Annotated in this window: 20 protein-coding genes; 15 read left to right on the plus strand and 5 right to left on the minus strand. The window is 41.0% G+C overall.

The window, feature by feature from the left end:
- Positions 1 to 84: 84 nt before the first annotated feature.
- From V7L31_RS23650 to V7L31_RS23660, 3 genes are all read left to right on the plus strand, one after another.
- The gene (locus tag V7L31_RS23650; protein ID WP_179064807.1) at positions 85 to 606 is read left to right on the plus strand and encodes a photosystem I assembly protein Ycf3; all 522 of its coding nucleotides are present in this window, start codon (positions 85 to 87) and stop codon (positions 604 to 606) included.
- Between the two features lie 68 nt (positions 607 to 674).
- Entirely contained in the window at positions 675 to 965 is a 291-nt protein-coding gene (gene gatC / locus V7L31_RS23655) for an Asp-tRNA(Asn)/Glu-tRNA(Gln) amidotransferase subunit GatC (protein ID WP_179064808.1), read from the plus strand.
- 205 nt (positions 966 to 1,170) lie between these two features.
- The gene (locus tag V7L31_RS23660) at positions 1,171 to 1,431 is read left to right on the plus strand and encodes a MoaD/ThiS family protein (protein ID WP_334698521.1); all 261 of its coding nucleotides are present in this window, start codon (positions 1,171 to 1,173) and stop codon (positions 1,429 to 1,431) included.
- Positions 1,432 to 1,472: 41 nt separating this feature from the next.
- On the opposite strand, the gene V7L31_RS23665 is transcribed toward V7L31_RS23660, so the two are convergent.
- Positions 1,473 to 2,330: a lysophospholipid acyltransferase family protein gene (locus V7L31_RS23665; RefSeq protein WP_334698522.1), complete on the minus strand. Its 858-nt coding sequence runs from the start codon at positions 2,328 to 2,330 to the stop codon at positions 1,473 to 1,475.
- A 487-nt stretch (positions 2,331 to 2,817) separates the two neighbouring features.
- Here V7L31_RS23665 and V7L31_RS23670 point away from each other — a divergent pair, with 487 nt between their 5' ends.
- A complete protein-coding gene (locus tag V7L31_RS23670) occupies positions 2,818 to 3,417 on the plus strand; it encodes an arsinothricin resistance N-acetyltransferase ArsN1 family B (RefSeq protein ID WP_334698523.1) in 600 nt (199 codons plus the stop codon).
- A gap of 227 nt (positions 3,418 to 3,644) precedes the next feature.
- Here V7L31_RS23670 and V7L31_RS23675 read toward each other — a convergent pair whose 3' ends face one another.
- Positions 3,645 to 4,790, minus strand: coding sequence for an aliphatic sulfonate ABC transporter substrate-binding protein (locus V7L31_RS23675; protein ID WP_334698524.1), 1,146 nt, complete (start codon positions 4,788 to 4,790; stop codon positions 3,645 to 3,647).
- Positions 4,791 to 5,288: 498 nt separating this feature from the next.
- Between V7L31_RS23675 and V7L31_RS23680 the strand changes: the two genes are divergently transcribed.
- The 3 genes from V7L31_RS23680 to V7L31_RS23690 all read left to right on the plus strand — a co-directional run bounded on the left by V7L31_RS23680 (position 5,289) and on the right by V7L31_RS23690 (position 9,073).
- On the plus strand, positions 5,289 to 5,957 hold the full coding sequence (locus V7L31_RS23680; protein ID WP_334698525.1) for a cadmium resistance transporter: 669 nt from the start codon (positions 5,289 to 5,291) through the stop codon (positions 5,955 to 5,957).
- A gap of 377 nt (positions 5,958 to 6,334) precedes the next feature.
- Entirely contained in the window at positions 6,335 to 7,534 is a 1,200-nt protein-coding gene (locus V7L31_RS23685; protein WP_334698526.1) for a multidrug effflux MFS transporter, read from the plus strand.
- Positions 7,535 to 8,125: 591 nt separating this feature from the next.
- Positions 8,126 to 9,073, plus strand: a complete 948-nt coding sequence (locus V7L31_RS23690; protein ID WP_334698527.1) for a glycosyltransferase family 2 protein — start codon at positions 8,126 to 8,128, stop codon at positions 9,071 to 9,073.
- Between the two features lie 560 nt (positions 9,074 to 9,633).
- On the opposite strand, the gene V7L31_RS23695 is transcribed toward V7L31_RS23690, so the two are convergent.
- Entirely contained in the window at positions 9,634 to 10,236 is a 603-nt protein-coding gene (locus V7L31_RS23695; protein WP_334698528.1) for a ParB N-terminal domain-containing protein, read from the minus strand.
- On the minus strand, positions 10,236 to 11,615 hold the full coding sequence (locus V7L31_RS23700) for an AAA family ATPase (RefSeq protein ID WP_334698529.1): 1,380 nt from the start codon (positions 11,613 to 11,615) through the stop codon (positions 10,236 to 10,238). Before V7L31_RS23700 ends, V7L31_RS23695 begins: the two co-directional genes overlap by 1 nt.
- Before the next feature lie 263 nt (positions 11,616 to 11,878).
- Here V7L31_RS23700 and V7L31_RS23705 point away from each other — a divergent pair, with 263 nt between their 5' ends.
- The 8 genes from V7L31_RS23705 (at position 11,879) to V7L31_RS23740 (ending at position 24,362) form a co-directional block, all read left to right on the plus strand.
- Complete coding sequence (locus V7L31_RS23705; protein ID WP_334698530.1) at positions 11,879 to 12,247, plus strand: zinc ribbon domain-containing protein; 369 nt, start codon at positions 11,879 to 11,881, stop codon at positions 12,245 to 12,247.
- A 270-nt stretch (positions 12,248 to 12,517) separates the two neighbouring features.
- Entirely contained in the window at positions 12,518 to 14,467 is a 1,950-nt protein-coding gene (locus V7L31_RS23710) for an amino acid transporter (protein WP_334698531.1), read from the plus strand.
- Positions 14,468 to 14,728: 261 nt separating this feature from the next.
- Positions 14,729 to 17,968, plus strand: a complete 3,240-nt coding sequence (locus V7L31_RS23715; protein ID WP_334698532.1) for a PAS domain-containing protein — start codon at positions 14,729 to 14,731, stop codon at positions 17,966 to 17,968.
- Between the two features lie 431 nt (positions 17,969 to 18,399).
- A complete protein-coding gene (locus V7L31_RS23720; protein ID WP_334698533.1) occupies positions 18,400 to 18,987 on the plus strand; it encodes a LemA family protein in 588 nt (195 codons plus the stop codon).
- A gap of 6 nt (positions 18,988 to 18,993) precedes the next feature.
- On the plus strand, positions 18,994 to 20,916 hold the full coding sequence (locus V7L31_RS23725) for a M48 family metallopeptidase (RefSeq protein WP_334698534.1): 1,923 nt from the start codon (positions 18,994 to 18,996) through the stop codon (positions 20,914 to 20,916).
- A gap of 288 nt (positions 20,917 to 21,204) precedes the next feature.
- Positions 21,205 to 21,924, plus strand: coding sequence for a hypothetical protein (locus tag V7L31_RS23730; protein ID WP_334698535.1), 720 nt, complete (start codon positions 21,205 to 21,207; stop codon positions 21,922 to 21,924).
- Positions 21,925 to 22,167: 243 nt separating this feature from the next.
- Positions 22,168 to 22,935 carry a DUF1350 family protein gene (locus tag V7L31_RS23735; RefSeq protein WP_334698536.1) on the plus strand — a complete coding sequence of 256 codons (768 nt, stop codon included), beginning with the start codon at positions 22,168 to 22,170 and terminating at the stop codon, positions 22,933 to 22,935.
- Between the two features lie 290 nt (positions 22,936 to 23,225).
- Complete coding sequence (locus tag V7L31_RS23740; RefSeq protein WP_334698537.1) at positions 23,226 to 24,362, plus strand: PP2C family protein-serine/threonine phosphatase; 1,137 nt, start codon at positions 23,226 to 23,228, stop codon at positions 24,360 to 24,362.
- Here V7L31_RS23740 and V7L31_RS23745 read toward each other — a convergent pair whose 3' ends face one another.
- The gene (locus V7L31_RS23745) at positions 24,363 to 24,689 is read right to left on the minus strand and encodes an STAS domain-containing protein (protein ID WP_179065806.1); all 327 of its coding nucleotides are present in this window, start codon (positions 24,687 to 24,689) and stop codon (positions 24,363 to 24,365) included.
- Between the last annotated feature and the right edge of the window lie 313 nt (positions 24,690 to 25,002).

Raw genomic sequence — 25,002 nt, forward strand, 5'->3', positions numbered from 1 at the left:
TATGGAATTGGGGAGATAAGGGGGACAAGGAAAATAACCAATCCCCAATCCCCAGTCCCCAATACGCAATACCCAGAGACAAATATGCCAAGAACACAAAAAAACGATAATTTTGTTGACAAATCCTTTACAGTGATGGCGGATATCATTTTGAAGATCCTGCCAACGAACAAAAAAGCTAAAGAAGCGTTTGTTTATTATCGAGATGGTATGTCGGCCCAGGCGGAAGGGGAATATGCTGAGGCATTGGAATACTATGAAGAAGCTCTAACACTAGAAGAAGATACCAACGATCGCGGCTATATTTTCTACAATATGGGGCTAATCTATGCCAGCAATGGCGACCACGAAAAGGCTTTAGAACTATATCACAAGGCAATTGAGTTAAACCCACGCCTACCCCAAGCTTTGAACAATATCGCCGTGATTTATCACTACCAAGGCGAAAAGGAAAAAGAAGCTGGAGACAACGAGGCTGGCGAAGCACTTTTTGACCAAGCAGCAGACTATTGGATTCGTGCTATTCGCATGGCTCCCAATAACTACATCGAAGCCCAAAACTGGCTGAAAACCACCGGGCGATCGCAAATTGACGTATTCTTCTAAAAGTGATGAGTTAGGAATTATAAATCATACACTCCTAACTCTCCACTCCCCACTCCCCACTAAAAAATATGATTGACCAAGAACAAGTTCACAAGGTAGCTAATCTTGCTCGTTTAGAATTGACTCCACAAGAAGAAGAACAATTCACTACTCAGTTGGGAAGTATTCTAGACTATATTGAACAACTGAATGAACTTGATGTCACTAATGTGGCCCCAACAACACGGGCAATTGATGTCAGTAATATCACACGAGAGGATGAATTGCAACCCTATCCTGACAGACAAAGTATTCTCAATGGTGCGCCTGAACAGGAAGGCGAATTTTTTAAAGTACCAAAAATCCTTAATGCTGAATAGTCATCCAAGAGGACAAGGGGAACAATTAATTGTCGGTCTTGCTTCAATCCCACGCCGTTGCGCGTGGGTTAATTCTGGCTCAAGCCGGACTGAACTGGACATGATATGAAATCAATCATGTAGTTAGTAATGTATAATTAACCCCAACAGTTCAGGGTGCTTGTCGAGTATTAAAATACTTGCTTGTGCTGCCAAAGTATGTTATATGTCTAAATCTGCAATCACCGTTACTGTCAAGTTATTTGCTGCTTATCAAGAAGCCTTTAGGGTTTCAGAGTTAGTGCTGGAATTTCCTAATAGTATGCCAGTTAAAGCAGTGTGCGATCGCCTCATAGCTCAACACCCTGAACTCTCCCAATGGCGCGATATAACTCGGTTTGGGATTAATCTGATATTTGTCGAACCAGATACACTACTACAAGATGGGGATGAAGTTGTGCTGATTCCACCAGTTAGCGGTGGTTAGGAAAACAGTTATGAGTTATAAGTTCTCTAACTGATAACTACTCAAAGAGAATTGGCATTAGCAGTTAGTTCCACTAAGCGGTCTAACTCTTGCTGCATCTGACTAACAACTAATTCATAACATTCATTGACATAATAGCGATCGCTAGCTGCTTTAGGGCCGTAACGTTCAAATACAATTGGTGGACAAACCTGTGTGTACATGGGCACTGGTAAAGGAATATTGGGCAACGGGCCAATTGCTAATCCCCAAGGTAATCCAAGATAGATCGGAAAAACTTCTGGGTCAATCCCCAACAGCCAAGGCATCCCCCATTCGTGGAGTTGCCGCATAACTTTGTAGCAGTCAGCGATTACAATCAGGGTATCGTGAGCGCCCCAGGAAATCACAGGCACAATCGGCACATTTTCCCGTAATGCTAATTTGATAAATCCTTGCCGTCCCGCAAAATAGATTTTGTTACGTAAATAATACGGTCGGAAGACATCTTCGGCTCCACCAGGATAAACTAGTACACTAGCTCCAGAGTGTAAGGCAGTATAAGCCATTTTCGGATGGGCGATAATTGCTCCAGCCTTGGCGGCCAGTTGTGCTAGTGGTGTGCTAACTTGCCAAGCCTTGGGATGCATCAAACCATAAACGGGTTTCTCTACACCAAATCGTCGGAACCAGTCATACATCACCATTGCCATGTCGGGTGCTGCGAGTCCCCCATTGTGCGAACCGACAAATAGAACTTTTTCTTGGGGTGGGATATTATCCCAGCCCCTAGTTTGAACTCGGAAATAGTGGTCATAGAAAAAGCCAAACACAGGCATCAGAGATTCTATGAACTTTGGATCTCGCTCATCCAAAGACCAGCCGGGTTTTTTGTTTAAGAAATGTTGCTTTTTTGACATCGATGTATTCTAGCAGCATTGGCAAAGTTCAAACAATCCTTTGTGAGATATAACTCAATCCGCTTGGGTTACAGCGCTTCCGGCTATTATGCAATACAGTTTTTCTCCTCGTCCTCTCCTATCAAAGCTTTTAGATTTGAGAATGTACCTCATAGCTGCTGTAAGTGCTGTAAAGGACTTCCAAATAAAAAAATATTCAATAGACATCTCCAGAAATTAAAGATGCGTTACCCAGAACCCTTGTTTTGACGTAGCAGTGCTACGTCAAAACAATTCTTTTTCACCAGATGTTTAATTGTGCTTAAGAGATACTTGGCAGGGTTGCGTTCGGCTGGGTGGAATGAGGATGAGCGTATAGTGGGGCGCGCGGTAGCGTCTCATAGACAAGTATGGCTTTAAACCAAGATTCGGGGCTAATTCTTCTATTCCCTATTCCCTATTCCCTACTCCCTATTCCATAATAATTAAAACCCAAAAAGGATCTGCTGTGAAGGCTGTAATTAGACTAGCTCACGAAAGTGATGCCTTAAAAATGTTGGCAATTTATGCGCCAGTTGTGCGGGAAACTGCAATTTCTTTTGAAATAGAGCCTCCCAGCCAAACGGAATTTGAAGGACGCATTAATAACTATCAACAGCAGATGCCTTGGCTAGTGTGTGAAACTAACGGTGAGCTTTTAGGTTATGCCTATGCTACTCCCTACCGGACTCGTGCTGCCTATCAATGGTCTGTAGAATCATCCGTGTATGTAAGTGCTGAACATCGTAGAAAAGGAGTTGCTAAAGCTTTGTATACTTCCCTTTTTGGGTTGCTGCAACTCCAAGGATTTTATAATGTTTTTGCTGCGATCGCTTTACCTAATCTAGCAAGTGTTGCTGTGCATGAAGCTGTCGGTTTTTCACCTGTAGGTGTATTTCGCAGAGTTGGATATAAATTTAGTGAGTGGCATGATGTCGGCTGGTGGCAACTATCTCTGCAAAAAAAGATACCTTTATCTGTAAATCAGCCTCTTTCTTTGCTAGAAGTTCAAAAATTGTCTCTGTGGAATGAAGTTTTAAGAAGTGGTCTTTTATTACTTCGCATTTAATAAGTTAAAAACAATAACTCTTGTGAAATGGGCAACATGAGTGCCCAGCTTACGCAATTTAAATATAGAACAGCTGATCGTGTCAGTTAAATTAAACCGCGTCTACCTTGAAAACCATAGTTTTTTGGAATTAGGGAAAGCTCATAACTCAAGGCATGAACGAATAATGTACTCTCCTTAAGAACTCCAGGTTTCAAAATGGACGAGGTTAAGGTATGAAAATCGGATTAATAAGTCCAGTTTTGCTTAGTTTGCAAACTATAGGTTCCATCTTTCACATTCACCCGCTCAGGAATTAGATTTAAATCTCTAAATATATTTGCCTGGTGTTGTAAAGCATTGAGCGATTGGTCGTCAATCGGGATGATAGCACGTTCGCCACTATGTTTCTGTAAAAGTTCTACAATAGATGGATCGATTTCATGGTGTTTTGCCAATCGTTGAACAGCTTCTAATTCCTGTCTCTTAGCCCAAGTTCCAGCTTCGTTTACCTCTTCTAAAATCACCTTGAGTAAGTCGGGATAGTCGCGTACCAATTCGGGAATTGCATAGTAATAAGTGGGAACTTCTACGGAGGCTTTGTCACCAAATATGCTCTCTAGGTCTGCAATCGATCGCCCTGGGTAAGTGCTTCGGGCTTGAGTTGCTGTGTAGGGAACCCAAATCACCCAAGCATCGAGTTCACCCCGGCGGAATCGCGGCAGCGCCTCTGGTTGTGTAAGATAAACCGGCTCGATGTCGTTAAAATCGAGGCCGACTTTTGCCAGCGATCGCACAAGTATATAATGTGCGCTTGAGCCTTTGTCAAAAGCGATCTTTTTACCCTTCAGGTCTGCTAGTGTCTGAATTGGTGAATCTTCCGGCACTAAAATTGCTTGACCTTTGGGAGCGGTATATTTTTCTTTAGCCACCCGCACAAATACATGATCTGCCGCTTGAGAGAAAATACTGGCTGTACCACCGCCGCCGCAGAAGTCAATTGTCCCATTGCTTAGTGCTTCTATCAGAGCCGAGGCTGATAAAAAACTTGTCCAGGTAACACTCAGCCCATAAGGTCGCAAACGGTTTTCCAGCAAGCCTTGATCGCGGAGAACTTCTAGATTTGTCATCCCCTCTGGATATCCAATTTTGAGTTGCTTGAGCCGCCGCGCTTGTTCTGCTAAAGGCGTGTTGCTAGATTGAGCAGAACGCTGAGAAAACCAGCGATCCAAAACTATACAGAAAATTATCCCCCCGACAAACAGTCCCACGGTTTCCATTAACTGGATTGTGGAGCTTTTGGGTAATTTAAATTGATTGATTAGAGAAGATATCTGATTGTTAGATTCAGAAGCGGCAATAGCATGACCGTCAAAAACTAGAGTTAAGACCAAAATTGAGATCAGACCGATGAAAAATCGAACTGCAAACCTGTAGGTAGCCGATCTACGAGTAGCTGATCTAAGCGACCGTAAGATGTTTTGACCTGTGCATTTAGGCACAAGATCAATCAAACGGCTAATCATAATGACTCCTTTGTTGATGCTTGTAATGAATGGCGCGTTATATACAAGAATACAGCCAGAATGTTAGACTTTTTGGGGTTATTTATATATTATTAGGACTTATGCAAATCTTTTATATGTAGGGCGTGTATAGTCTGGGGCATTCAAGAAAAGCGCAGTGTAACCCACCATCTTCGCTATGGATAGTTTTACAGTGTCGTTTCTGTGTAATAACTAACTAAATTGAAGAAATTGAAAAGTCGAGTCATACCTGACGCGTGAAGCTCGTGTACTTGTATTAATATATCTCGACATTGTGGGGCTGATTTCAACGGTTGAGCGATCGCTAGTTTCGGTTATCAGATAGGTGTTGAGTGAGGAATAGTGATGGATTGGTTAATTGCAACAATTAAGATCGGGCTAGCTGCGGCTGTAGCAACAACGTTTGACGACAATATTTATCTGACTGCTTTTTTTAGCGAGGTTAATCGGACTTTTCGTCCTCAGCATGTTGTGGTTGGTGAAATTCTAGGGTTCACGGCATTAGTGATAGTAAGTTTAATTGGGTTCTTAGTAGGTCTAGTAATTCCGTCAACTTGGACTGGTCTACTGGGGATTTTGCCGATACTCATTGGCTTGAAAAATTTGCTCAACCTGAATAAGGATGATTCAGCCGAAGATAAGTCAGCCAATCTGAAAAGAAACTCTAAATTTCGAGGATTTGATTCCAGAAAGCGATCGCTCTGGGACGTAATTCGCGATCCCCAGACCTATCGCGTCTCGGCGGTAACAATTGCCAACGGCGGCAACAATCTTGGGATCTATATCCCTCTGTTTGCCACTAGCTCAATCCAAAATCTCAGTGTAATCGTACCAGTTTGCTATTTCATTGTTTTTTGCTGGCTGTTTATGTCCTATAATCTGACTCGTCTACCTGGCATCGCTTTGGTACTCAGCCGTTATGCTAGCAAGATTTTCCCCTTTGTGCTGATGTGGCTGGGTTTCAGAATTTTAATGGACAGCGAATCCTATCGGATTTTTTTGCCGAACACTTGACATATTGCTGCTGAAAATGTATATAAAATGTTTAAATTTGGCAGATTCCGATTAGAGATAAGAAGCCTGTTATGTGGAAGAAGGGTATAGCTAGCGATCGCTAAGAGAACGATCAATATAGATGCTCGGATATTTTGTAGGGCTTCACCTGACTTAAAATGTAAGTTCTCCGAAGGAGTACATTTCGCAACTATTGGAGACGCTACCGCGTAGCAAGATCCCTGTAGGGGTACACTGCATTCGCAATTAATTTTGTTTATCTACTTATCTTTGCCCAGAGTGATGTCTGCATTGCTACAGTAGTGTAGCCAGATGACCAGAGACAGCATCCCTCTGTCATATATTCAAGGTATTACAGCTATTTTCAATTACAAAGAATGCGAATTCGACCCAACACCTTGAGCTTCACTGTATTTTTAGGGGCACTCTCGGCTCTACCACCCCTATCAATCGATATGGGATTACCAGCTTTCCCGACAATTAGCGAGGCATTAAGGGCATCTTCTGGCTCTGTAGGGTTAACGCTGAGTTTATTCATGCTTGGCTTTGCCCTTGCCCAACTTGTCTTTGGCCCCCTCTCAGATCGTTTTGGACGCAAACCAGTTCTGCTATTTGGCTGTGGACTCTTCACCCTAGCAGGAGCAGCCTGTGCTGTTGCACCATCAATCGGTAGTCTCATCGCTTGGCGTTTGGTTCAAGGTGCTGGTGCTGGTGCTGGTATGGTGATGACATTGGCGATTGTCCGCGATTTATTTGAGGGTGCAACTGCACGCGCTCAACTCTCTTATGTCAACTTGGTGATGAGTGTAGCACCAATGATTGCACCGACAATCGGCGGTAGAGTGCTGATGGTGGCTGGTTGGCGGGCTATTTATGGGACACTTGCGATCGCAGGTTTATTGCTGGTGTTATCTATAGCTGTAGGACTAAGTGAATCTATAGGGCATCGTGATGTAAATGCTATCCAACCAGTTCGCTTAATTAAAAATTACGGGCGCATCCTCACCAACCCAATCTGTCTTGGTTACGCCCTTGTTAATGCTTTTAACTTTGGTTGTATGTTTGCTTATGTTGCTGGCTCTCCCCTCGTGATGCTCAACGTTTTTGGTGTTTCCACCGCAACTTACGGTTGGTTGTTCGCTTCCACCGCCTTCGGTATCATGGCAGGCTCTTTCTTAAATGGACGGTTGAGTATTCAAGGTGTGTTACCTTCACGTTTGTTGACTGTGGGATTAGTGACTGCTACAGTATCAGCGATCGCGCTGGTAATTGTGTCAGTGAGTGGTGCTGCTCAAGTAATAACACTGATGCCACTATTAGTAATTAATACTTTTTGTCGCGGGATTATTTCACCCAATGCGATGCACGGCGCAATTCAGCCAGTCCCAGAAAGTGCTGGGGTTGCTGCTGCTGTAGTCGGATTTATGCAGATGTTGGCTGGTGCTGTCGCTAGTGGACTAGTCGCATTTCTTTTTGATGGTCATACAGCGATCGCCATGTCTAGTGTTATGGCCATATTTGCGATCGCTTCTTTCGCCGCCTATTTTGGACTAGTGCAACGCAGTCAAGTTATGTGAGTGCGATCGCCTACGATCAGCGCAAATCGAATTATTGAAAACAAATAAATCTTAAAATTTATTGAAGAAGAATTCAGAATTAATAAACTAAAACACATTTAATTTGCATATTAAAACTCTATTAATATCTTGTGGGGTGGGCATCTTGCCCGCTCTGATTATGCAACTTGAATGCTGATTAGCTTACTGAATGAGTGGGTAATGAATATTAGTTAAAAGCGAGTGGAATAGTGGAAGAAATTAGTATTAAATATACTCATTTTAAAACTCTATTCCTTTATAAGTCAATACAGTTTAGACAAGACAAAAAGATTTGTAGATACGGCGATTTATCGCGTCTCGAAAACCCAAAATTTTTGCCAGTAGCCCTTAACTGAACTGTATTGGGTTGAGATATGATTTTTGATAGTCTGTTGTTATTTATCTACCTTGCTATGTGTTTAATCGAAATCTCAAGGACACGGGGCATTTTTGGGAGAAGCTATACCACAGCACGAGTTTTACCAATGCAGACAAACAGCGCGTAATATTAATATTAGTATCATCCATAACTAAAATAGCTTCATCTTCACCCAGTTATTAGTAGATAGTATGGCTAAAATTACTGTTTGCATTCCTACTTTTAATCGTGTTCATCTCCTTCCTTATGCTATTGACAGTGTACTCAATCAGTCTGAGCAAGACTTTGAGCTAATTGTTTGTGATGACGGTTCTAAGGATGGCACACCTGAGTTGATGTCACAGTACACAGACCAGCGGATTAAATATATCCGTCATCTGCAAAATATTGGTAAAAGTAATAATATGCGCTCTGGCTTTGATGCAGCCAGTGGTGAATATTTTATTAAATTTGATGATGACGATCGCCTAACACCCGATTTTCTCGCAAGTACAGCGGCTATTCTTGCTCAAGACTCTAGCATTGATTTTGTTGGTACAGACCATTGGATAATTGATATTAACAATGTACGAGACGAGGCAAAAACTCAAGAAAATTCTCATCGTTGGGGTAGGAATAATTTACCCGCAGGGATTGTAAATAATTTGTTGGAAGTCGTATTTATTCAGCAAAGCTTTCAAGTAGGGGCGACATTATTTCGCCGTAAAACATTGCAAGAATTAGGATATATGCAGGCAAACCTGCAAAATTGTGAGGATAATGATTTATTTGTGCGTCTGGCTTTGGCTGGAAAAAAGGGCTATTATTTACCAGAATTATTGATGGAATATCGCTACCATGCAGAACAGCAAGGTATCAATCGAGCTATTCCTTATTTATTTGATAAAATCCGGTATTTAGAAAATTATAAGTTTGAGTCTGAAAAAATAGAGGCAATCAGGAAAAATCGTCTAAGTGAAACGAAATTATTATTAGGTTTGCGTTTAATTGAAAAGGGTGAAACGCAAAAAGGCAGAGAGTTAGTTTTAGCAGGACAGTCTTTTTCGACTCCTAAAGCTTGGACTGGTTTAGGTTTATCGTTGTTACCTGTTGGGTTGCGAGGTAAGGCGTTTAATGCACTGCGACAGGTGCGGGGTTAGAGATTGACATAATTATGCAACTGACTTTTTTCGTCATGTGGAAAAGCTGTGTAGGTTGGGTGGAACTAAGTGAAACCCAACCTTGTATATTAGGAAGATAAGTACAGCTTTGCATAAGTTCGTAACTTTTTTAAACGCAGAGGAACACAGAGGTAAACGCATAGGCACTTTGCCTTCCCGCAGGGTAGGTACGCAAAGTTTTAGCAAAGTTAATTCGCTATGAATTAATGAAATTTTGTACTAAGTTCTTGACCACTCATCAATAATAGTCAAAATTGTTTTATCACCCAAATTTTTAACAGATTTTACCACATCGCGGTAATCTTCAAACTTTTGCTTCGGTTTCTTACTTCGAGCATCAAATATACCCTTTGCAAGTTTTTCAGCCCCAGGAATCCTAGAGCGTTGTCAGGGCAAACGCATCTAAAGTACTCTTGATCAAGACCAAGATTAAGACCCAACGAAAAATCAGTATTTCTGGCTTGATTTATTTTCCAAGGCTCAAAGCGATCGCTAAAATTTTTATCAATAAGTAGAGCTTAATGAGATTATTTTTGAGTCTATTGAGAATAGAGTAGTCTTATTGACATGATGCGGCCGCCCTGAGAGCGTTGTAACTTTATAGATAAATCGTCTTTATCCAAAGAGTTCAATAAACTAAGTGGATTACTCTGTTCGCTCTTTTGGGGAATCAGGTTTTCAAGTTGCTTGAATTTACTATCTGTTCTCTGCCTTTCTTGTAAAAATTCTGACTTAAACTCATTGAATTGCTTCTCAAAACGTAATTCTAAATTTGCCAGACGTGGTTCTAGTTTTGTTGTTTCAGGCTGTGATGTTACTTGTTTAGTAGAAGAATCGATTCCTTTAAGAGATGCAACTTGCTTTACAACTAAATCCTCTAATTTTGGAGCAATGACAACAGCATTAACCATTTCACCTTGTCGAGGATTTTTTTCTCTTGCCCTGACAGCAGCATAATATTCAAAATGTCCATCAACTACCGTATAGCTATCTACTCCTATCACTTTCACAACCAATGGTCTGATAATTCCTCCAGTTTCTATAATTATATCTGCAAGGGTTTCTAAATCGGCTTCGGCAAAATTTGAACGAGGTTCATTAGAAGCAATACTTTTGACATCCACTAAAGAAAAATTAATCATTAATAAACCCCCATTTTTTGGATAACTTCATCTGCTAATACATTAAATTCTTCAGCAGAAATTTGAGCGGAAGTTTTTAAATCTGCAAATTTTATAATAGATTTAGGGTCAGGATATTCTAAATCTCCAACTGGGATAGTCTGATTCATACATTCTGATAATGCTGTTCTATCATAAATTACAGCTTCCATAAGTGGCAGCTGATAGCGCTCTGAAATTACTTCTCTCTGTTTAGGGAAATTGTATTGTAAAAACTTAGCATTTGTTGAGATTTTAGAAGCAAGAACGCCCATTATACTAATAGGCGGTTTACCCATCATTTCTCTAGATTCATTAATTTGATTAACAAAATTTTTGACCGTTGGTAAACCTTGGTTAGCAAATGGTTTCAAGTCGGATGGAATTATCAGGTAATCGCTAGCAATCAGTGCAACTTCAGCATACAAATCCCTAGAGGGAGGAGTATCAATAATTACAACATCATAATTATTTTCTACCCTTTTTAGTTTTGTTACTAGCCTGCTCCTACTAGCTAATATTTTATTTAGTTTATCCTGATATTCAATTAATGTAATATGTGAAGGAATAACATCAATTTCTGGATTGTTGAAATAATCAGATGCGCGTACTACTTCTGGAATAAAGTTAAAATCTCCTGATTCTAATAAATGATATACGTTTAACTCTCTTAAATTATCATCTTCTTCAAATTGAAATTTGATTAATCCTGTAGCAAAAGTAGTATTTGCCTGAGAATCTATATCGACTAAAAGTACATTTTTACCTTTTTTACGTAATGCTGCTGCCAGGTTTACTGCAATAGTAGTTTTACCAACGCCGCCTTTATTGTGGTAGATTGCAATCGTTTTCATTGAATATTTTCTCTTTATTTCAAAATTGGAATTTTTGTCAGTTATTTGAACTTCTGGTTGATCTACCAACTGTCCTTCTTTTAAACTATCTCTACCAATTAAACATTTAATAATCTCTAATTGAGTCTCAACTTCTTTGCCAGAACATTGAAATACTAGTTTGATATCAGTCTGGAATTTCTCATAAATTCTAATCTCTTTGCCATTAGTCAACAATCCATACCTGACATTCAAGCTGGTTAAATAATGCCTGAGTCGGGGGAGATGATGATTTAAGTTTTGTTTAGGATGCTTTGCCTCCATGACGACACTCAGGGGTGAGTTGGCATCTAAGACAAAGGGAATCACTTGTACGGCAAATGCTAAAAAATCTAAGCGGATGCTACCAATGGCAACTTCTTGATGCCAGGTGTCAGGAGTATAACCTAGCTGGGGTAGCAAATATTGCACTATGAGTTTGCTTTCAACTTCGCTTTCGTTACGGCATAGCTCAGGATTAAAAGGCAATATTTTTCTACCTCTAAATAATTATTTGACTTGGGACAAAACCTTATATTTGCTAGATTATGCCATAACCTTAATTATTTTGAGTGATAGAAATCACTTAGAAAAATATAAAAATCATCATAAAATTAGTGCTTTTGCTGATGAAATAACCACTTCTGAAAGCTAGTCATATTCAAAATTACCAGGCTGTGTATGTATTTCACCATTCCCCCCGTAAATGGCTAGAATCAAGGTGTTTACTTTACTTATTTGCGCTAAAGGTTTTGGCTACTGTATCTTGTCCCCACTGTCATCAACTTGTTGATAGACAAGCTATTAGTTGTCCTTATTGTCGGACAACACTCAAAGCTTACGGTCATCCCGGTATTCCATTGCACCGCGCTACTGGGGACGGGTATCTATGTGACACTTGCACTTATCACGCTGATGATACTTGCAATTTTCCCCAGCGTCCCTACGCCAAAGACTGTACCCTCTACCAAAATATTGAAGAGACAAAGTTAGAGTTAGAACAGCAGCGTTACACCAACAGTTTTGCAGTAACGGTGAAAATTTGGGTAAAACGCAACCAAGCTTTGCTGTTGCTATTAGGTCTATTATTGGTCTGTTTGTTTTTCAGTCTAGTAACTTAGATGATTAGAACTGATACAGTTTGAAAATGCTAAGGGTGCGAAAGCGTTAAACCGAAAATGTACGGATACAGTATTGAATCTTTCCATCCCAGAGGTTGCAATTGCTCTTGCTACGCTAGACGACTACGAGCAGCTACTATATATTTTATAAATCGGATAGGATGCTTAACCTACAATATATAGTGCTATATCTTTGTAGTTAAAAATTTAAATAAACTACGAAGGCTTAACAAAATCACAAAGCCGACTTTTGCAACACAACCGTATTTGATGGCTAATTCAATTGTTTCAACAAAACGGCTCGGTAACCAGTTAATCCACTGGTTGCTTGAAGAAGACCGACGACGAGAGAAGGAAGGGCCTTACCGCAAAGAAGAACCACATCGCCAGCATTCTTGGTGGCAGGTAATGTGCTTGACTGGTGTAGATTATTTTTCGACCCTTGGTTATCAACCTGGGATTGCAGCACTGGCGGCTGGCGCTCTTTCTCCTATAGCTACCCTAATTCTGGTTTTGCTGACGCTCTTTGGAGCATTGCCAATCTATCGGCGCATTGCTGCTGAAAGCCCTCATGGTGAAGGGTCGATCGCAATGTTAGAGCGTTTACTCCCCTGGTGGCAAGGCAAATTACTTGTGCTGTGCTTACTTGGGTTCGTAGCAACTGACTTTATTATTACCATTACTTTGTCTGCTGCTGATGCTACTGCCCATATCATCGAAAATCCGCTGACACCAATTTGGTTTCACAGTCAGACGATCGCAGTTACTCTGATATTAGTTGCATTACTAGGTGCAGTTTTCTTGAGAGGTTTCCGAGAAGCCATTGGGATTGCAGTAGTTTTGGTGGCAGTTTATCTGCTGTTAAATTTCATTGTTGTTAGCGTCGGTCTGTATCAGATTTTAGCTCACCCAGAAGCGATCGCAAATTGGCAAACTGCACTTTTTGCAAACCATTCCAACCCTTTAATATTAATTGGTATCTCTCTGCTTATATTCCCCAAACTAGCACTGGGATTGTCAGGTTTTGAGACTGGTGTTACCGTTATGCCTCTGGTAAAAGGCAGCAATAACAGCACTCCGCAGCATCCCAAAGGGCGAATTCGGAATACACGCAAGCTGCTTACCACTGCTGCTCTGATTATGAGCTTCTTTTTGCTCACCACCAGCTTTATAACTACTTTACTGATTCCAACCGCAGAGTTTGCATCTGGAGGCAAAGCCAACGGACGGGCCCTTGCTTATTTAGCACATCTTCATTTAGGCAATGCCTTTGGCACTATTTACGATTTAAGTACTATTTCTATTTTGTGGTTTGCCGGTGCGTCTGCAATGGCAGGGCTGTTGAATATTGTGCCTCGCTACCTACCACGCTATGGTATGGCTCCCAATTGGGCACGAGCAACGCGACCTTTAGTGTTAGTCTACACAGCGATCGCTTTTGTTGTCACAATTATCTTTAGAGCAAGTGTAGAAGCCCAAGGTGGGGCTTACGCAACTGGTGTACTTGTATTAATCACCTCAGCCGCCTTTGCTGTCACCCTATCAGCTCACCGTCATAGACAGAAGCGGGCCAAACTCGTTTTTGGAATCATTACACTGTTATTTTTATATACCACTGTTGTCAATATCATCGAAAGACCAGAAGGGATTAGGATCGCTGGGTTTTTCATCGGTGCGATCATTTTTACCTCGCTGGTTTCTCGTGTTTGGCGTTCAACAGAACTGCGAGCAGAACGAATCGAAGTTGACGAACTTGCTGCCCAATTCCTTGCTGAAGAGAGCCAGGGAGCAATACGGTTAATTGCAAACCGATTGAATACAGGCGATGTCCTTGAGTATTTTATGAAAGAGAAAGAGGTGCGCGAGGACAACCATATTCCACCCAACGATCCAATTCTGTTTCTAGAGGTTCATGTATCCGATGCTTCGGAATTTGCGGATGTGATTGTAGTCAAAGGGGTGCAAGTTGGTGATTATCGCATTCTTCGGGCTGAAAGTGCAGCAGTACCAAATGCGATCGCAGCTTTACTACTCTATATTCGTGACCAAACAGGTAAGATTCCCCATGCTTATTTCGGTTGGGTTGAAGGAAATCCCATACAATACTTACTGCGTTTTATCTTGTTTGGTGAAGGTGACATTGCTGTAGTTACCCGTGAAGTCCTCCGCCGTGCTGAAAAGAATCCCCAAATGCGACCTGGTATTCACGTTGGGGGTTGATTTAGGAGTGCTGAGTAATGAGTAATGAGTAATGAGTAATGAGTGCTGATTTAAGATTACTGAGTGCGATTATTACTTTTTTTACTCTAAGCTGAGTTACTCAGCACGGGCTAAACCTTAGCTATCCGCTAACAGCACTATTTCGGTGATAGAAGTAGCGATCGCAGTTTCAGCCTCAAGGTGGAAGAAATTGCCTTAAAATTTATGTAAGTATAAGCCGCTGAATCTTAGATTAACTCTAAATTTATTTAACTTTATAGAATGCCAGACGCGGAAAAGTCCCAGAACCAGCTGGCTAATGACAAGCTGCTGCATCGGCAAGTTAGTAAAAAAGCCAATTATTCACTAATCGCCAGTGGAGAAGAAGGAATGCTGCTTCAGTTGGCTGATGGCACTATCCAGGCTTGTAATGTCGCTGGCGATCGCATTTTGGGACTAACCACACAACAGCTTGTGGGACAAAACTTGCTCGATCCCAAGTGGCAATTTATTCATGAAGATGGCACTCCTTTACTCAGTGAAACTCACCCTATAAGTGTTACCAAAAATACAGGTAAACCTTGTTTAAATGTGGTCAGTGGCTTTTATCAGCCAAATGGTGAACTAGTCTGGCTATTGTTTTCCTCCCAACCTCTGTTTCAAGCAGAAGGAAGCCTCTATGCGATCGTCACAACTTTTTCGGATATTACGGAATCTAAAAACGCCCAGCTTGAGCAGAATGGTAACTGTGAACTAGATACTCAACGAGTTAATACAGATGAATTTCAAACACTTTGGGATAGTCACCGTCTATTTCAACAAATTGCTGGCACTCTTCCAGGGATACTCTACATTTATGACCTAATTGAGCAGCGAAATTCTTACGTTAATTACGAAATTGCTCAAAGCTGGGGTTATACACCAGCCGAAATCCAGGCAATGGGAAAGGATTTATCTATCCAGCTTCTACACCCTGAAGATTTGGCGCGACTCCCTAGCTATCTTGAAAAATTTAATTCTGTTCGCCAAGGTGAAGTCCTCAGCTTTGAATACCGGATTCGACACGCCAATGGAGAATGGCGCTGGTTTTGTAGCCATGACACTGTACACACCATAAATGCTGATGGATTGCCGCAATATCTTTTGGGGATCGCTTTTGATATTACAGAGCGACGACATATAGAAATTTCCCTACGACAAAGTAACGAAAGGTTTGAGTTAGCGGCGGCGGCGGTTAATTGCCTAATCTATGACTGGGAGATTGGGAGAAATACTGTAGAAAGAACTCAAGGTCTAACCCAGGTTTTTGGCTACACACAACAAGAAACGGAACCTACCTTTGAGTGGTGGCAACAACGTATCCACCCCGATGACCAACAAAAAGTTAATGACCAGTTCATGGCTAGTATGGTCAATGGAAACCGTTATCGGATTGAGTATCGAGTGCGTCACCAGGATGGCCGTTATTTGTGGGTGGAAGACCACGGGTTTGCAGTCCGGGATGCAAATGATCAGGTAGTTAGGGTAGTTGGTGCTACTACTGATATTACCGAACAGCAGGCGGCGCTACAGGAACGCCAGCAAATTGAAACAAATCTGCGTGAGAGTGAAGAACGGATTCGGTTGGCTACTAATGCTGCCGAACTGGGTATGTGGTTTTGGAATATCACCACCAACGAGGTAATTTGGACAGAGAAATGTCGGCAGCTGTTTGGAGTGTCCTTAGAAGCCGAAATCAGCTTTGAGATTTTCCTCAACTGTGTACATCCAGAAGACCGCCAATGCATTCATGAAGCGATCGCCTGCTCTCTTGAAGAAAAGGTTGACTGTGACATAGAATACCGCATCCTTTGGTCTGATGGTAGTATTCATTGGATTGCTGCTAAAGGTCGCATTTTTTATGATGCCGACGGTAAGGCAGTACGGATGATGGGTACTACCCAAGATATTACCCGGCGAAAACAAGTAGAAAATGATCTGCGCCAGCGCGAAACTCAATTAAGGCGGTTAGTTGATTCCAATATTATTGGTATTATGTTCGCCACTCCCGATCGCATTACTGAGGCGAACGAGGCTTTTTTAGAAATGGTAGGTTATACGCGAGCAGAACTATTGGCGGGTAAAATACGCAGACAAAACATTACCCCACCAGAATATCACGCTCTCGATCGGCAAGGACTAGAGCAACTTTTAACGGTTGGGATATGTACTCCCTTTGAAAAAGAATACATCCGCAAAGATGGTTCTCGCATTCCCATACTAATCGGTGGTGCTTTGGTGGAGCAAGATCCGGCATCTTGGATCTGTTTTATTCTTGACCTAACACCCAGGAAGCAATTAGAAAAGGCACTCAGGCAACAAGCAGAGGAACTCAAACAGGCAAACCGGAATAAAGATGAGTTTCTCGCCATTCTCTCTCATGAATTGCGATCGCCCCTCAACCCGATTTTAGGATGGTCATCGCTACTCAAAAGCCGCAAATTTGATGAAGCTACTACTAATCGTGCTTTAGAAACCATCGAAAGAAATGCTCAATTGCAGATTCAATTAATTGATGAGTTGCTAGATGTATCTCGAATTATTCGCGGTAAGTTGAACCTGACTTTTGCCCCTGTTAACCTGGTAGCTGTCATTGATGCTGCATTTGAGACAGTCAGGTTAATCGCCGAAACCAAAGCTATCCAGATTAAAGTACAGGTTGACCCCAATGTTGGTAAAGTGTTAGGCGATTATAATCGCTTACAGCAAGTTGTGGGGAATTTACTCTCGAATGCAGTCAAGTTTACTCCCTCTCGTGGTTCAGTCGAAGTTAGCCTATCATTGAGTCGTGAATTTTCTTCCGACTCAGCAATAATTCAAGTTAAAGACACAGGTCAAGGTATTTCCCCTGAATTCCTACCCCACGTATTTGAATATTTTCGTCAAGCTGATAGCAGCACAACCAGAAAATTTGGGGGACTGGGATTGGGATTGGCCATAGTTTATCACTTAGTAGAGTTGCATGGTGGTACCGCAACAGCAGCTAGTCCAGGAATTGGACAAGGAGCAGTTTTTACTATTAGACTGCCCGTGATGAAGGAAAGTGAGGGAGTAGGGAGAGCAGGGGAAGTAGGGGAAAAATCTAACTCGTCAGTTCTCAGCGGAATACGAATATTGATTGTCGATGATGATGTTGACACACGAGAGTTTCTGTACTTTTTGCTACAACAGAATGGGGCATTTATAACTGCTGCGGCATCTGTAAATGAGGCGGTGTGTATAATAGCACAGGCTGCACCTAATTTATTAATCAGTGATTTAGGAATGCCAGAAATAGATGGCTACAGCCTGATCAAGCAGCTGAGAGCCATGCCCAAAGAGAAGGGCGGGGAAATTCCGGCGATCGCTCTTACCGCTTATGCTGGAGAAAGCGATCGCGATCGAGTCTTAGCAGCAGGTTTTCAAAAACACATTGCCAAACCAGTACAACCAACTGAATTACTCACTTCAATTGCAGATTTGCTAGGTCAAAATCATGACTAAGGGTTAGTGGTATTCAGACCCCCGACAACTTTTACGGATACAGCTGGTGAATGGGGGGTCTTACCCCCTAATACAGCTTAGAGAAGCAGGTCGGAAAATACAAAAAGTAGACCCGGATTTCTCATGCATAGTGTAAGCTTCAGGGAAAGAGGAGTGTGGGGAGTGTGGGGGGTAAGACTTTTTCCCCTGTTATTGTCAGACTGGTTTATCTTAAGGGGTCAGACCCCCTATTCGCTACCTGCATCTGTAAAAGTTGTCGGGTATCTCGTGCAATATAAGTAAATTAACGTAACTAATTTTACAGACGACGAGGGCAACTTGCTACAAGTAGACTCATCTTTATATCCACACAAATTTTGCTGGATATCAAAGATTACCGTGATTGGTAAATCTGCAAAAAAGTAAGTACCTGATGAAAATAACCTAAAAATATGGGGCTTTTAATATTTTCTGTTGCTTTAGTTGCCATTGTTGCTGTAACTATCATTAATAGCTACAACGATTTAGTCAAGTATCGGAATCGTTACAAAAATGCATACTCTCAAATCGATGTGCAATTACAGCGCCGCTATGATTTAATTCCCAATTTAGTGGAAACTGCTAAAGGGTATATGAAACATGAGCGAGAAACCTTAGAAGCAGTTATTGCCGCTCGTAATACTGCAATTAATGCTAGCAGTCGTGCCGCGCAAAATCCTGGCGATCCTCAAGCGATGCAACAGTTGGGTAATGCTGAAGGGGCACTAACGGGTGCATTAAGTCGCTTGATGGTACTTTCAGAATCTTATCCAGAATTGAAAGCCGATCGCGCCATGACTCAGGTAATGGAAGAATTATCTTCTACTGAAAACCGGATTGCTTTTGCACGTCAAGCTTTTAATGACGCGGTGACACTTTACAACACCAAGAGCGAATCTTTCCCTAGCAACCTTGTAGCAAATACCTTTAACTTTACCGTTGCAGAATTGCTCCCCGAAGCCACTCCAGAAATTAGAAATGCCCCACGCGTGTCTTTTTAGGTGTCTATGAATTTCTTTGAACATCAGGATCGGGCACGCCAAAATACGCAACAATTAATTGGGTTATTTTCCCTATCGATCGCAGTTATGATTATGGCGATTTATATTGCCACTTTATTTCTGTTTCGCATGGCTCCTCGTGTTTGGTGGCATCCAGGGATATTTCTTTACGTAGCTGGGATTACAATAATTGCGATCGCAATTGGAAGCTTATACAAAATTGCCTGTCTCCGGGAGGGTGGAAGCGTAATTGCTCAAGGGTTAGGGGGAAGACTCCTGCTACCAGAAATGGCCGATGAACAAGGGCAACAACTATTAAATATTGTCGAGGAAATGGCGATCGCTTCTGGGATTTCCGTCCCGCAAGTTTATCTCCTTGAAAGAGAAACCAGTATTAATGCCTTTGCTGCCGGATTTACGCCCAATGATGCTGTAATTGGAGTTACCCGTGGAACTTTGGAACACTTGAGCCGGGATGAACTACAAGGAGTCATTGGCCACGAATTCAGTCATATTCTCAATGGAGATATGCGGCTAAATTTGCGTTTAATGGGACTACTGCATGGGATTTTGTTCATTTATTTAACTGGGGAATTGCTCTGGCGGATTCGTGGTACTTCCCGCGAAGACAAGGGTTTGCCTTTGTGGGCTTTTGGCTTGGCACTAATGGCAATTGGTGGCATTGGATTACTTTGTGGACGTTTGATTAAAGCTGCTGTCTCTCGCCAACGCGAATTTCTCGCTGATGCTTCGGCGGTACAGTTCACTCGCAACCCCAATGGACTTACCGGAGTCTTTGAAAAACTCCAACAAATGGATTCACGGTTGATTTCGCCGGGTGCAGAAGCCGCTAGCCACATGTTTTTTGGCAATGCCCTCAACCCCTCTTTCTGGGAAAATATGTTTTCTACCCACCCACCCTTAGCAGAACGTATCCGCCGCGTTGGGGGTTTGAACGCCCGTAATTTAGCAGCAATGCCATCTCGCAATCAAGTAGGTTCCCCCTCCCAGGAATCTCTAACAATGGGCTTTGCTGGTGGTTCTAGCACCATGCCAGGACGGATTATCAGCCAAGTGGGAAGCGTGACACCAGAGCATTTTGCCCATGCTCAAGCGCTCTTATCGCAGTTACCAGAATCCCTGCGTTTGGGTGCGCGGGAGCAGCAAAGTGCAATGGCGATCGCTTTTGCGTTAACCTTAGATACAGAAAATCTCCAAATCCAAGAACGTCAAATTACTTGGTTACGCGAGGTGCAACCCGCTGATTTAGTAGAGAAAACCCTGGAATTAAGTAACGAAATTAGTCAGTTAGACTCCAGAATTCGTTTGCCACTTGTGGATTTGGCAGTGCCTATATTACGCCAAAATTCTGCCAAAGAATGCCAAAGGCTGTGCAAATGCGTCCACGGTTTAACTGTAGCCACCGGAAGTTTATCATTGTGGCATTTTGTGTTGCAATTAATACTATGGCATCGTCTCGAACCTAGTATCAATCCCGTATCTACGACAACGGTAGAATTCACTTCCATCGAACAGATTTGGCCAGATAGTCTATTAGTACTGTCCGTAATTGCTCGCGTCGGACACTCCCAACCCGATGCCTCCACTGAAGACATCGCCTATGCTTTTCGTTCTGGAGTTTTTCGACTTCCCAAAGCCGGAGAGCAAGAAAAACCAGAAAAACCGCCAAGTTGTAATTTCACTGAACTTAAGAAAAGTATTGAGCGTCTACGTCTTGCCACTCCCAAACTCAAGCAAGCTCTTGTTGATGCTTGTGCCCACACAGTACTATTAGATAATAAAGTTACTCCTTCAGAGGCAGATTTACTCAGAGCGATCGCTATGACGTTAGACTGTCCCATCCCCCCATTTTTAAATCCTCAGCGTGGTGTTTCAAAACAGAAACAATCTTCTTCCAAGCAAAGTTAGTGTAACGAGTGAGGCACAATTATTTATCACTGTAATACTATTGATTTGTCAGAATTGTAACTTGCAGATCCCCGACTTATTTAAGAAGTCGGGGATCTTATTCATCACAAATGATTTAAGATTGCTATAAATAGTTGTCTTAGCAAAAGAGTATCATATTGTACAAAAAATCTTGATATTGCCTACCAGGCTTAACTCATCTGAAAAAGTTCGGACAAAATGCCAGCATTCTAGAAATTTGATTGCTATATTAGACTAAATAACTATTCTGGCAAGGGTTAAAAAGCTGTGCAGGATGATTTAAAGGGCTTGGAAATTAGTCAAGATGATTTGCAAAAACTGACTAATTTACCTGTTAATGAGGAACTTTTAATCATTACAAAAACTCTAAATAGATTCGCAAGAATATATATAGAAAAGCTGAAAAGCTCTGAAGGGGCAACTGTAGTTTTTATCGGATTTTCTACATTTGTTTTTGTCTATATTCTATTTGATTTAATTCTTAAAATTTTTGTGACGTGGATAACAATCCCATCTTGGATATTATTAATTCTCTTAAGTCTTTGGGTTGGCGGTTTTTCACAAACTATCTTATATTTAATCTGGAAAAGTAGAAGTAAGGTTGTCAAAAATAATATGACAAAATCTCTTTACATTCTGTTAAATGAAGTTAATAGATATAATACTGTTATTAGAGTAATAGATATCAATGACCAAATCGAAGAAGCTGGTAATCCAGAAGTGGTTATAAAGGAAAGAGAAGGTGTGATTGAAGCGCTTAAACTCACCAAAGCTGATTTAGTTCGCGCTTTGAAGACAGAAAGAATTTTGAGGGAAAATAAGAACTTTATTTTGAGTAATACAGAACTATTCGTCAACAATTTAGCAACTTTAACAGCTATGCAAGTAACTGAACAAGCTACTGAACATGGAAGGTTACTCAATGAAGCATTACAAATTGCATTAGATGTGCAACACGAAATGAAAAGATTACAGACTCAGCGTTAAGATAATTCGTAATTCGTAATGAGGCTCTCTAAGAGACGCTACGCGTAGCTTGCCTCCCCATAGGGGTACGAATACTCGCTAACGTAATTAGGTGTTGTAATGGTAATTTAGAAAGCACTCAGGTGGGTTGATTTCCAACCTACTCAGAGACATTATCAATGGTTTTTGCCAGAATCCTTCCCAGGGTTGCAATCACCGATCTAACATAAAGAATATTCATACATAAAGCGATCGCTTATCTACATGGACTGGAAAGAAATTAGAGGGAACTGGGTAATCATTCCCCGAAATCCCATAGGTATCGTTCATTTTCTAGGAGGTGCATTTGTCGCCACTGCACCGCACATTACCTATCGCTGGTTACTCGAACAACTGGCAAGTAAAGGTTATGTTGTAATTGCTACGCCTTTCGTCAATACATTGGATCATACTGCGATCGCCAAATCCGTACTGTTAAATTTTGACCGCACCCTCGAACGCTTACAGGATTCTGGGGCATTACGCAAGCTTTACTTCCCCATCTACGGCGTTGGACATAGCATGGGCTGTAAACTTCACTTGCTGATTGGTAGCCTCTTTAAAGTAGAACGTGCAGGCAATATTTTAATATCCTTCAACAACTACGCCGCTAAAGAAGCTATCCCCCTAGTAGAACAATTCAATTCTACTTTGAAAATCGAGTTTACTCCCTCACCGTTGGAAACTAACAAGCTTGTCCAAGAACGTTACAATGTCCGGCGCAATTTATTAATAAAATTTAGTAATGACAACATCGATCAATCGGCAGCCTTAACCAAAATCTTACAAGAACGTTTTGATGAGATGGTGACAGCACAAACTTTACCAGGAACTCATACAACACCTCTAGGTCAAGATATTAAATGGCAAACTGGAACATCTTTCACCCCTTTTGATGCTTTAGGACAATGGTTTAAGCAAGAAGCATACCGCGACTTGAACCAGCTAAAAAGTAACATTCTCTTATGGCTAAATCCTTTGGCAGCACCATAGAATTTATGACTGTTTGACAGTCATAAATTCTATACGTAAATAAAAATTATTTCTAATACTTCTGGGTTGAGTCTAATAGAAACTAACCCCAAATCCTTACTCTGTTTGGGGAGTAAAATTCAAAGACTCTATGCTTTTAAAAGAGAGGAATGGAAGTGAGGTTAAAGTCTATTGCATACAAACAATAAATGCTATAGTAGCATCCCTATATTCATACTACTAGCCTATTACCTCATAGCATATTTTTATTTTGACAGCAAATTATTAATGAGTGTTTCCTAGAACTTTATATGTTTCAAATACTAATAATTGATGACGACTATTCAATAAAAATACTCTTAAAAAGGATTTTGGAAAAACAAGGTTATGAGGTAGTGACTGCCAGTAGCGGCGAGGAAGGAATAGAAAAAGCACTAGTTTATCGTCCAGCACTAATTATTTGTGATTGGATCATGCCGGGTTTGACTGGACTGGAAGTTTGCCACCGCATTAAGACAGACCCCAAATTTTTCACCACATTCTTTATTTTATTAACATCCTTAGATTCCGTTGCTGATTGTGTCAAAGGTCTAGATGCTGGTGCTGATGATTTTATCTCCAAACCTATTGAGCATAATGAATTACAAGCACGGGTAAGAGCAGGATTACGCCTGCATCAGTTGAGCAGAGATTTGCAGGATCAAAAGTTGCTTTTAGAATCAGAAATGTCAGAAGCCGCAGACTATGTGCGATCGCTGCTGCCTCTTTCTATGACCGAACCCTTCAAGATAAATTTCCGGTTCATTCCCTCGCGACAACTCGGCGGTGACTGTTTCGATTACTATTGGCTCGATGATGATTATCTGGCAATTTACTTACTCGATACTGCTGGACATGGATTGAAAGCTACTCTTCCCTCTGTTTCAGTGCTGAATTTGCTGCGTTCCCGTGCGCTTAAAGGTCTGAATTATTATCAACCTAGTGATGTATTGAAGGCTTTGAATGATACTTTTCAAATGAATTATCAAAATGATAAATACTTTACGATTTGGTATGGAGTTTACAACCGAATCAATCGTCAGTTAATTTATGCTAGTGCAGGTCATCCACCAGCAGTTTTAGTAGCCGGCACATCTCCAAGAAAATCTGAAGTTAAACTCTTGAAAACCCCCGGTATGCCAGTTGGGATGTTTCCAGAGGCAAAATATATTGATGCTTCTTGCAATATTGAAGAATTTAGTAGCCTTTATATTTTTAGTGATGGTGCTTATGAAATTACTAAATCAGATGGCACACTTTGGAGTTTGGATGCTTTTATTCAGCTATTAGTTAGCTTACAAGATCCAGTTGATAGCCAACTCGATCGCGTATTAAGCTATTTAATTGCTCTGAACTCCAAAGATGCTTTTGATGATGATTTATCTATTTTGCAAATGAAGTTTGATTAATTAAGTATTGGAAACTAAAACTTGATTAAATGCATCTTGACTAGGGAATATTTCAAATACTTTATCCATATTAGTCAGTTCAAATAATATCCTGACTTGCTCATTAATTGAGCAAAGAACAAGTTTAGTGTCTGCTGCACGCAAGGTTTTAAAAGCTAATACTAAAGCTCCCAAACCGGAACTATCCATAAACGTTACATCTTTAAAATCAACTAACACGATTTTCGCACCCTTCTCTAGAATATCAGTGATATTTTGCCGAAATTCTTGTGAAGTTGTGGCATTCAAATTACCACTGAGCTTAATAACTTTTACTTGTTCTCTCATAATTATGTCACTCTGATTTGTGTAAATAATTCTCTGATTTCGCCATTATAGAACATTTAAAAATGCTTGTAAAATAAAATATAAGATTACATTACATATTGAGTAGCCATTGATAATTAATCAGGATAAATAAAGATTAATTATAAGTATTTTAATCTAATTTTTTGTAATACTGAAAACCATATTACCTTACATTTAATATCGATTTTTGACTAGGAATATACTGGTTGAAAATAGACTATACAAGTAAGTCAGCACAGTAAAACTCATGTATGTTTAGTTTTGTATAACGGTTGGAACGATAGATTTGTAA

Origin of the sequence: Nostoc sp. (assembly GCF_036916655.1) — a bacterium.
Classification (GTDB): Bacteria; Cyanobacteriota; Cyanobacteriia; order Cyanobacteriales; family Nostocaceae; genus Nostoc.

Bases quoted from the DNA above. Each gene is read 5' to 3' on its own strand.
- V7L31_RS23650 (WP_179064807.1), top strand. From the start codon at position 85: ATGCCAAGAACACAAAAAAACGATAATTTTGTTGACAAATCCTTTACA.
- gatC (WP_179064808.1), top strand. From the start codon at position 675: ATGATTGACCAAGAACAAGTTCACAAGGTAGCTAATCTTGCTCGTTTA.
- V7L31_RS23660 (WP_334698521.1), top strand. From the start codon at position 1,171: ATGTCTAAATCTGCAATCACCGTTACTGTCAAGTTATTTGCTGCTTAT.
- V7L31_RS23665 (WP_334698522.1), bottom strand. From the start codon at position 2,330: ATGTCAAAAAAGCAACATTTCTTAAACAAAAAACCCGGCTGGTCTTTG.
- V7L31_RS23680 (WP_334698525.1), top strand. From the start codon at position 5,289: ATGGATTGGTTAATTGCAACAATTAAGATCGGGCTAGCTGCGGCTGTA.
- V7L31_RS23685 (WP_334698526.1), top strand. From the start codon at position 6,335: ATGCGAATTCGACCCAACACCTTGAGCTTCACTGTATTTTTAGGGGCA.
- V7L31_RS23690 (WP_334698527.1), top strand. From the start codon at position 8,126: ATGGCTAAAATTACTGTTTGCATTCCTACTTTTAATCGTGTTCATCTC.
- V7L31_RS23695 (WP_334698528.1), bottom strand. From the start codon at position 10,236: ATGATTAATTTTTCTTTAGTGGATGTCAAAAGTATTGCTTCTAATGAA.
- V7L31_RS23710 (WP_334698531.1), top strand. From the start codon at position 12,518: ATGGCTAATTCAATTGTTTCAACAAAACGGCTCGGTAACCAGTTAATC.
- V7L31_RS23715 (WP_334698532.1), top strand. From the start codon at position 14,729: ATGCCAGACGCGGAAAAGTCCCAGAACCAGCTGGCTAATGACAAGCTG.
- V7L31_RS23720 (WP_334698533.1), top strand. From the start codon at position 18,400: ATGGGGCTTTTAATATTTTCTGTTGCTTTAGTTGCCATTGTTGCTGTA.
- V7L31_RS23725 (WP_334698534.1), top strand. From the start codon at position 18,994: ATGAATTTCTTTGAACATCAGGATCGGGCACGCCAAAATACGCAACAA.
- V7L31_RS23735 (WP_334698536.1), top strand. From the start codon at position 22,168: ATGGACTGGAAAGAAATTAGAGGGAACTGGGTAATCATTCCCCGAAAT.
- V7L31_RS23740 (WP_334698537.1), top strand. From the start codon at position 23,226: ATGTTTCAAATACTAATAATTGATGACGACTATTCAATAAAAATACTC.
- V7L31_RS23745 (WP_179065806.1), bottom strand. From the start codon at position 24,689: ATGAGAGAACAAGTAAAAGTTATTAAGCTCAGTGGTAATTTGAATGCC.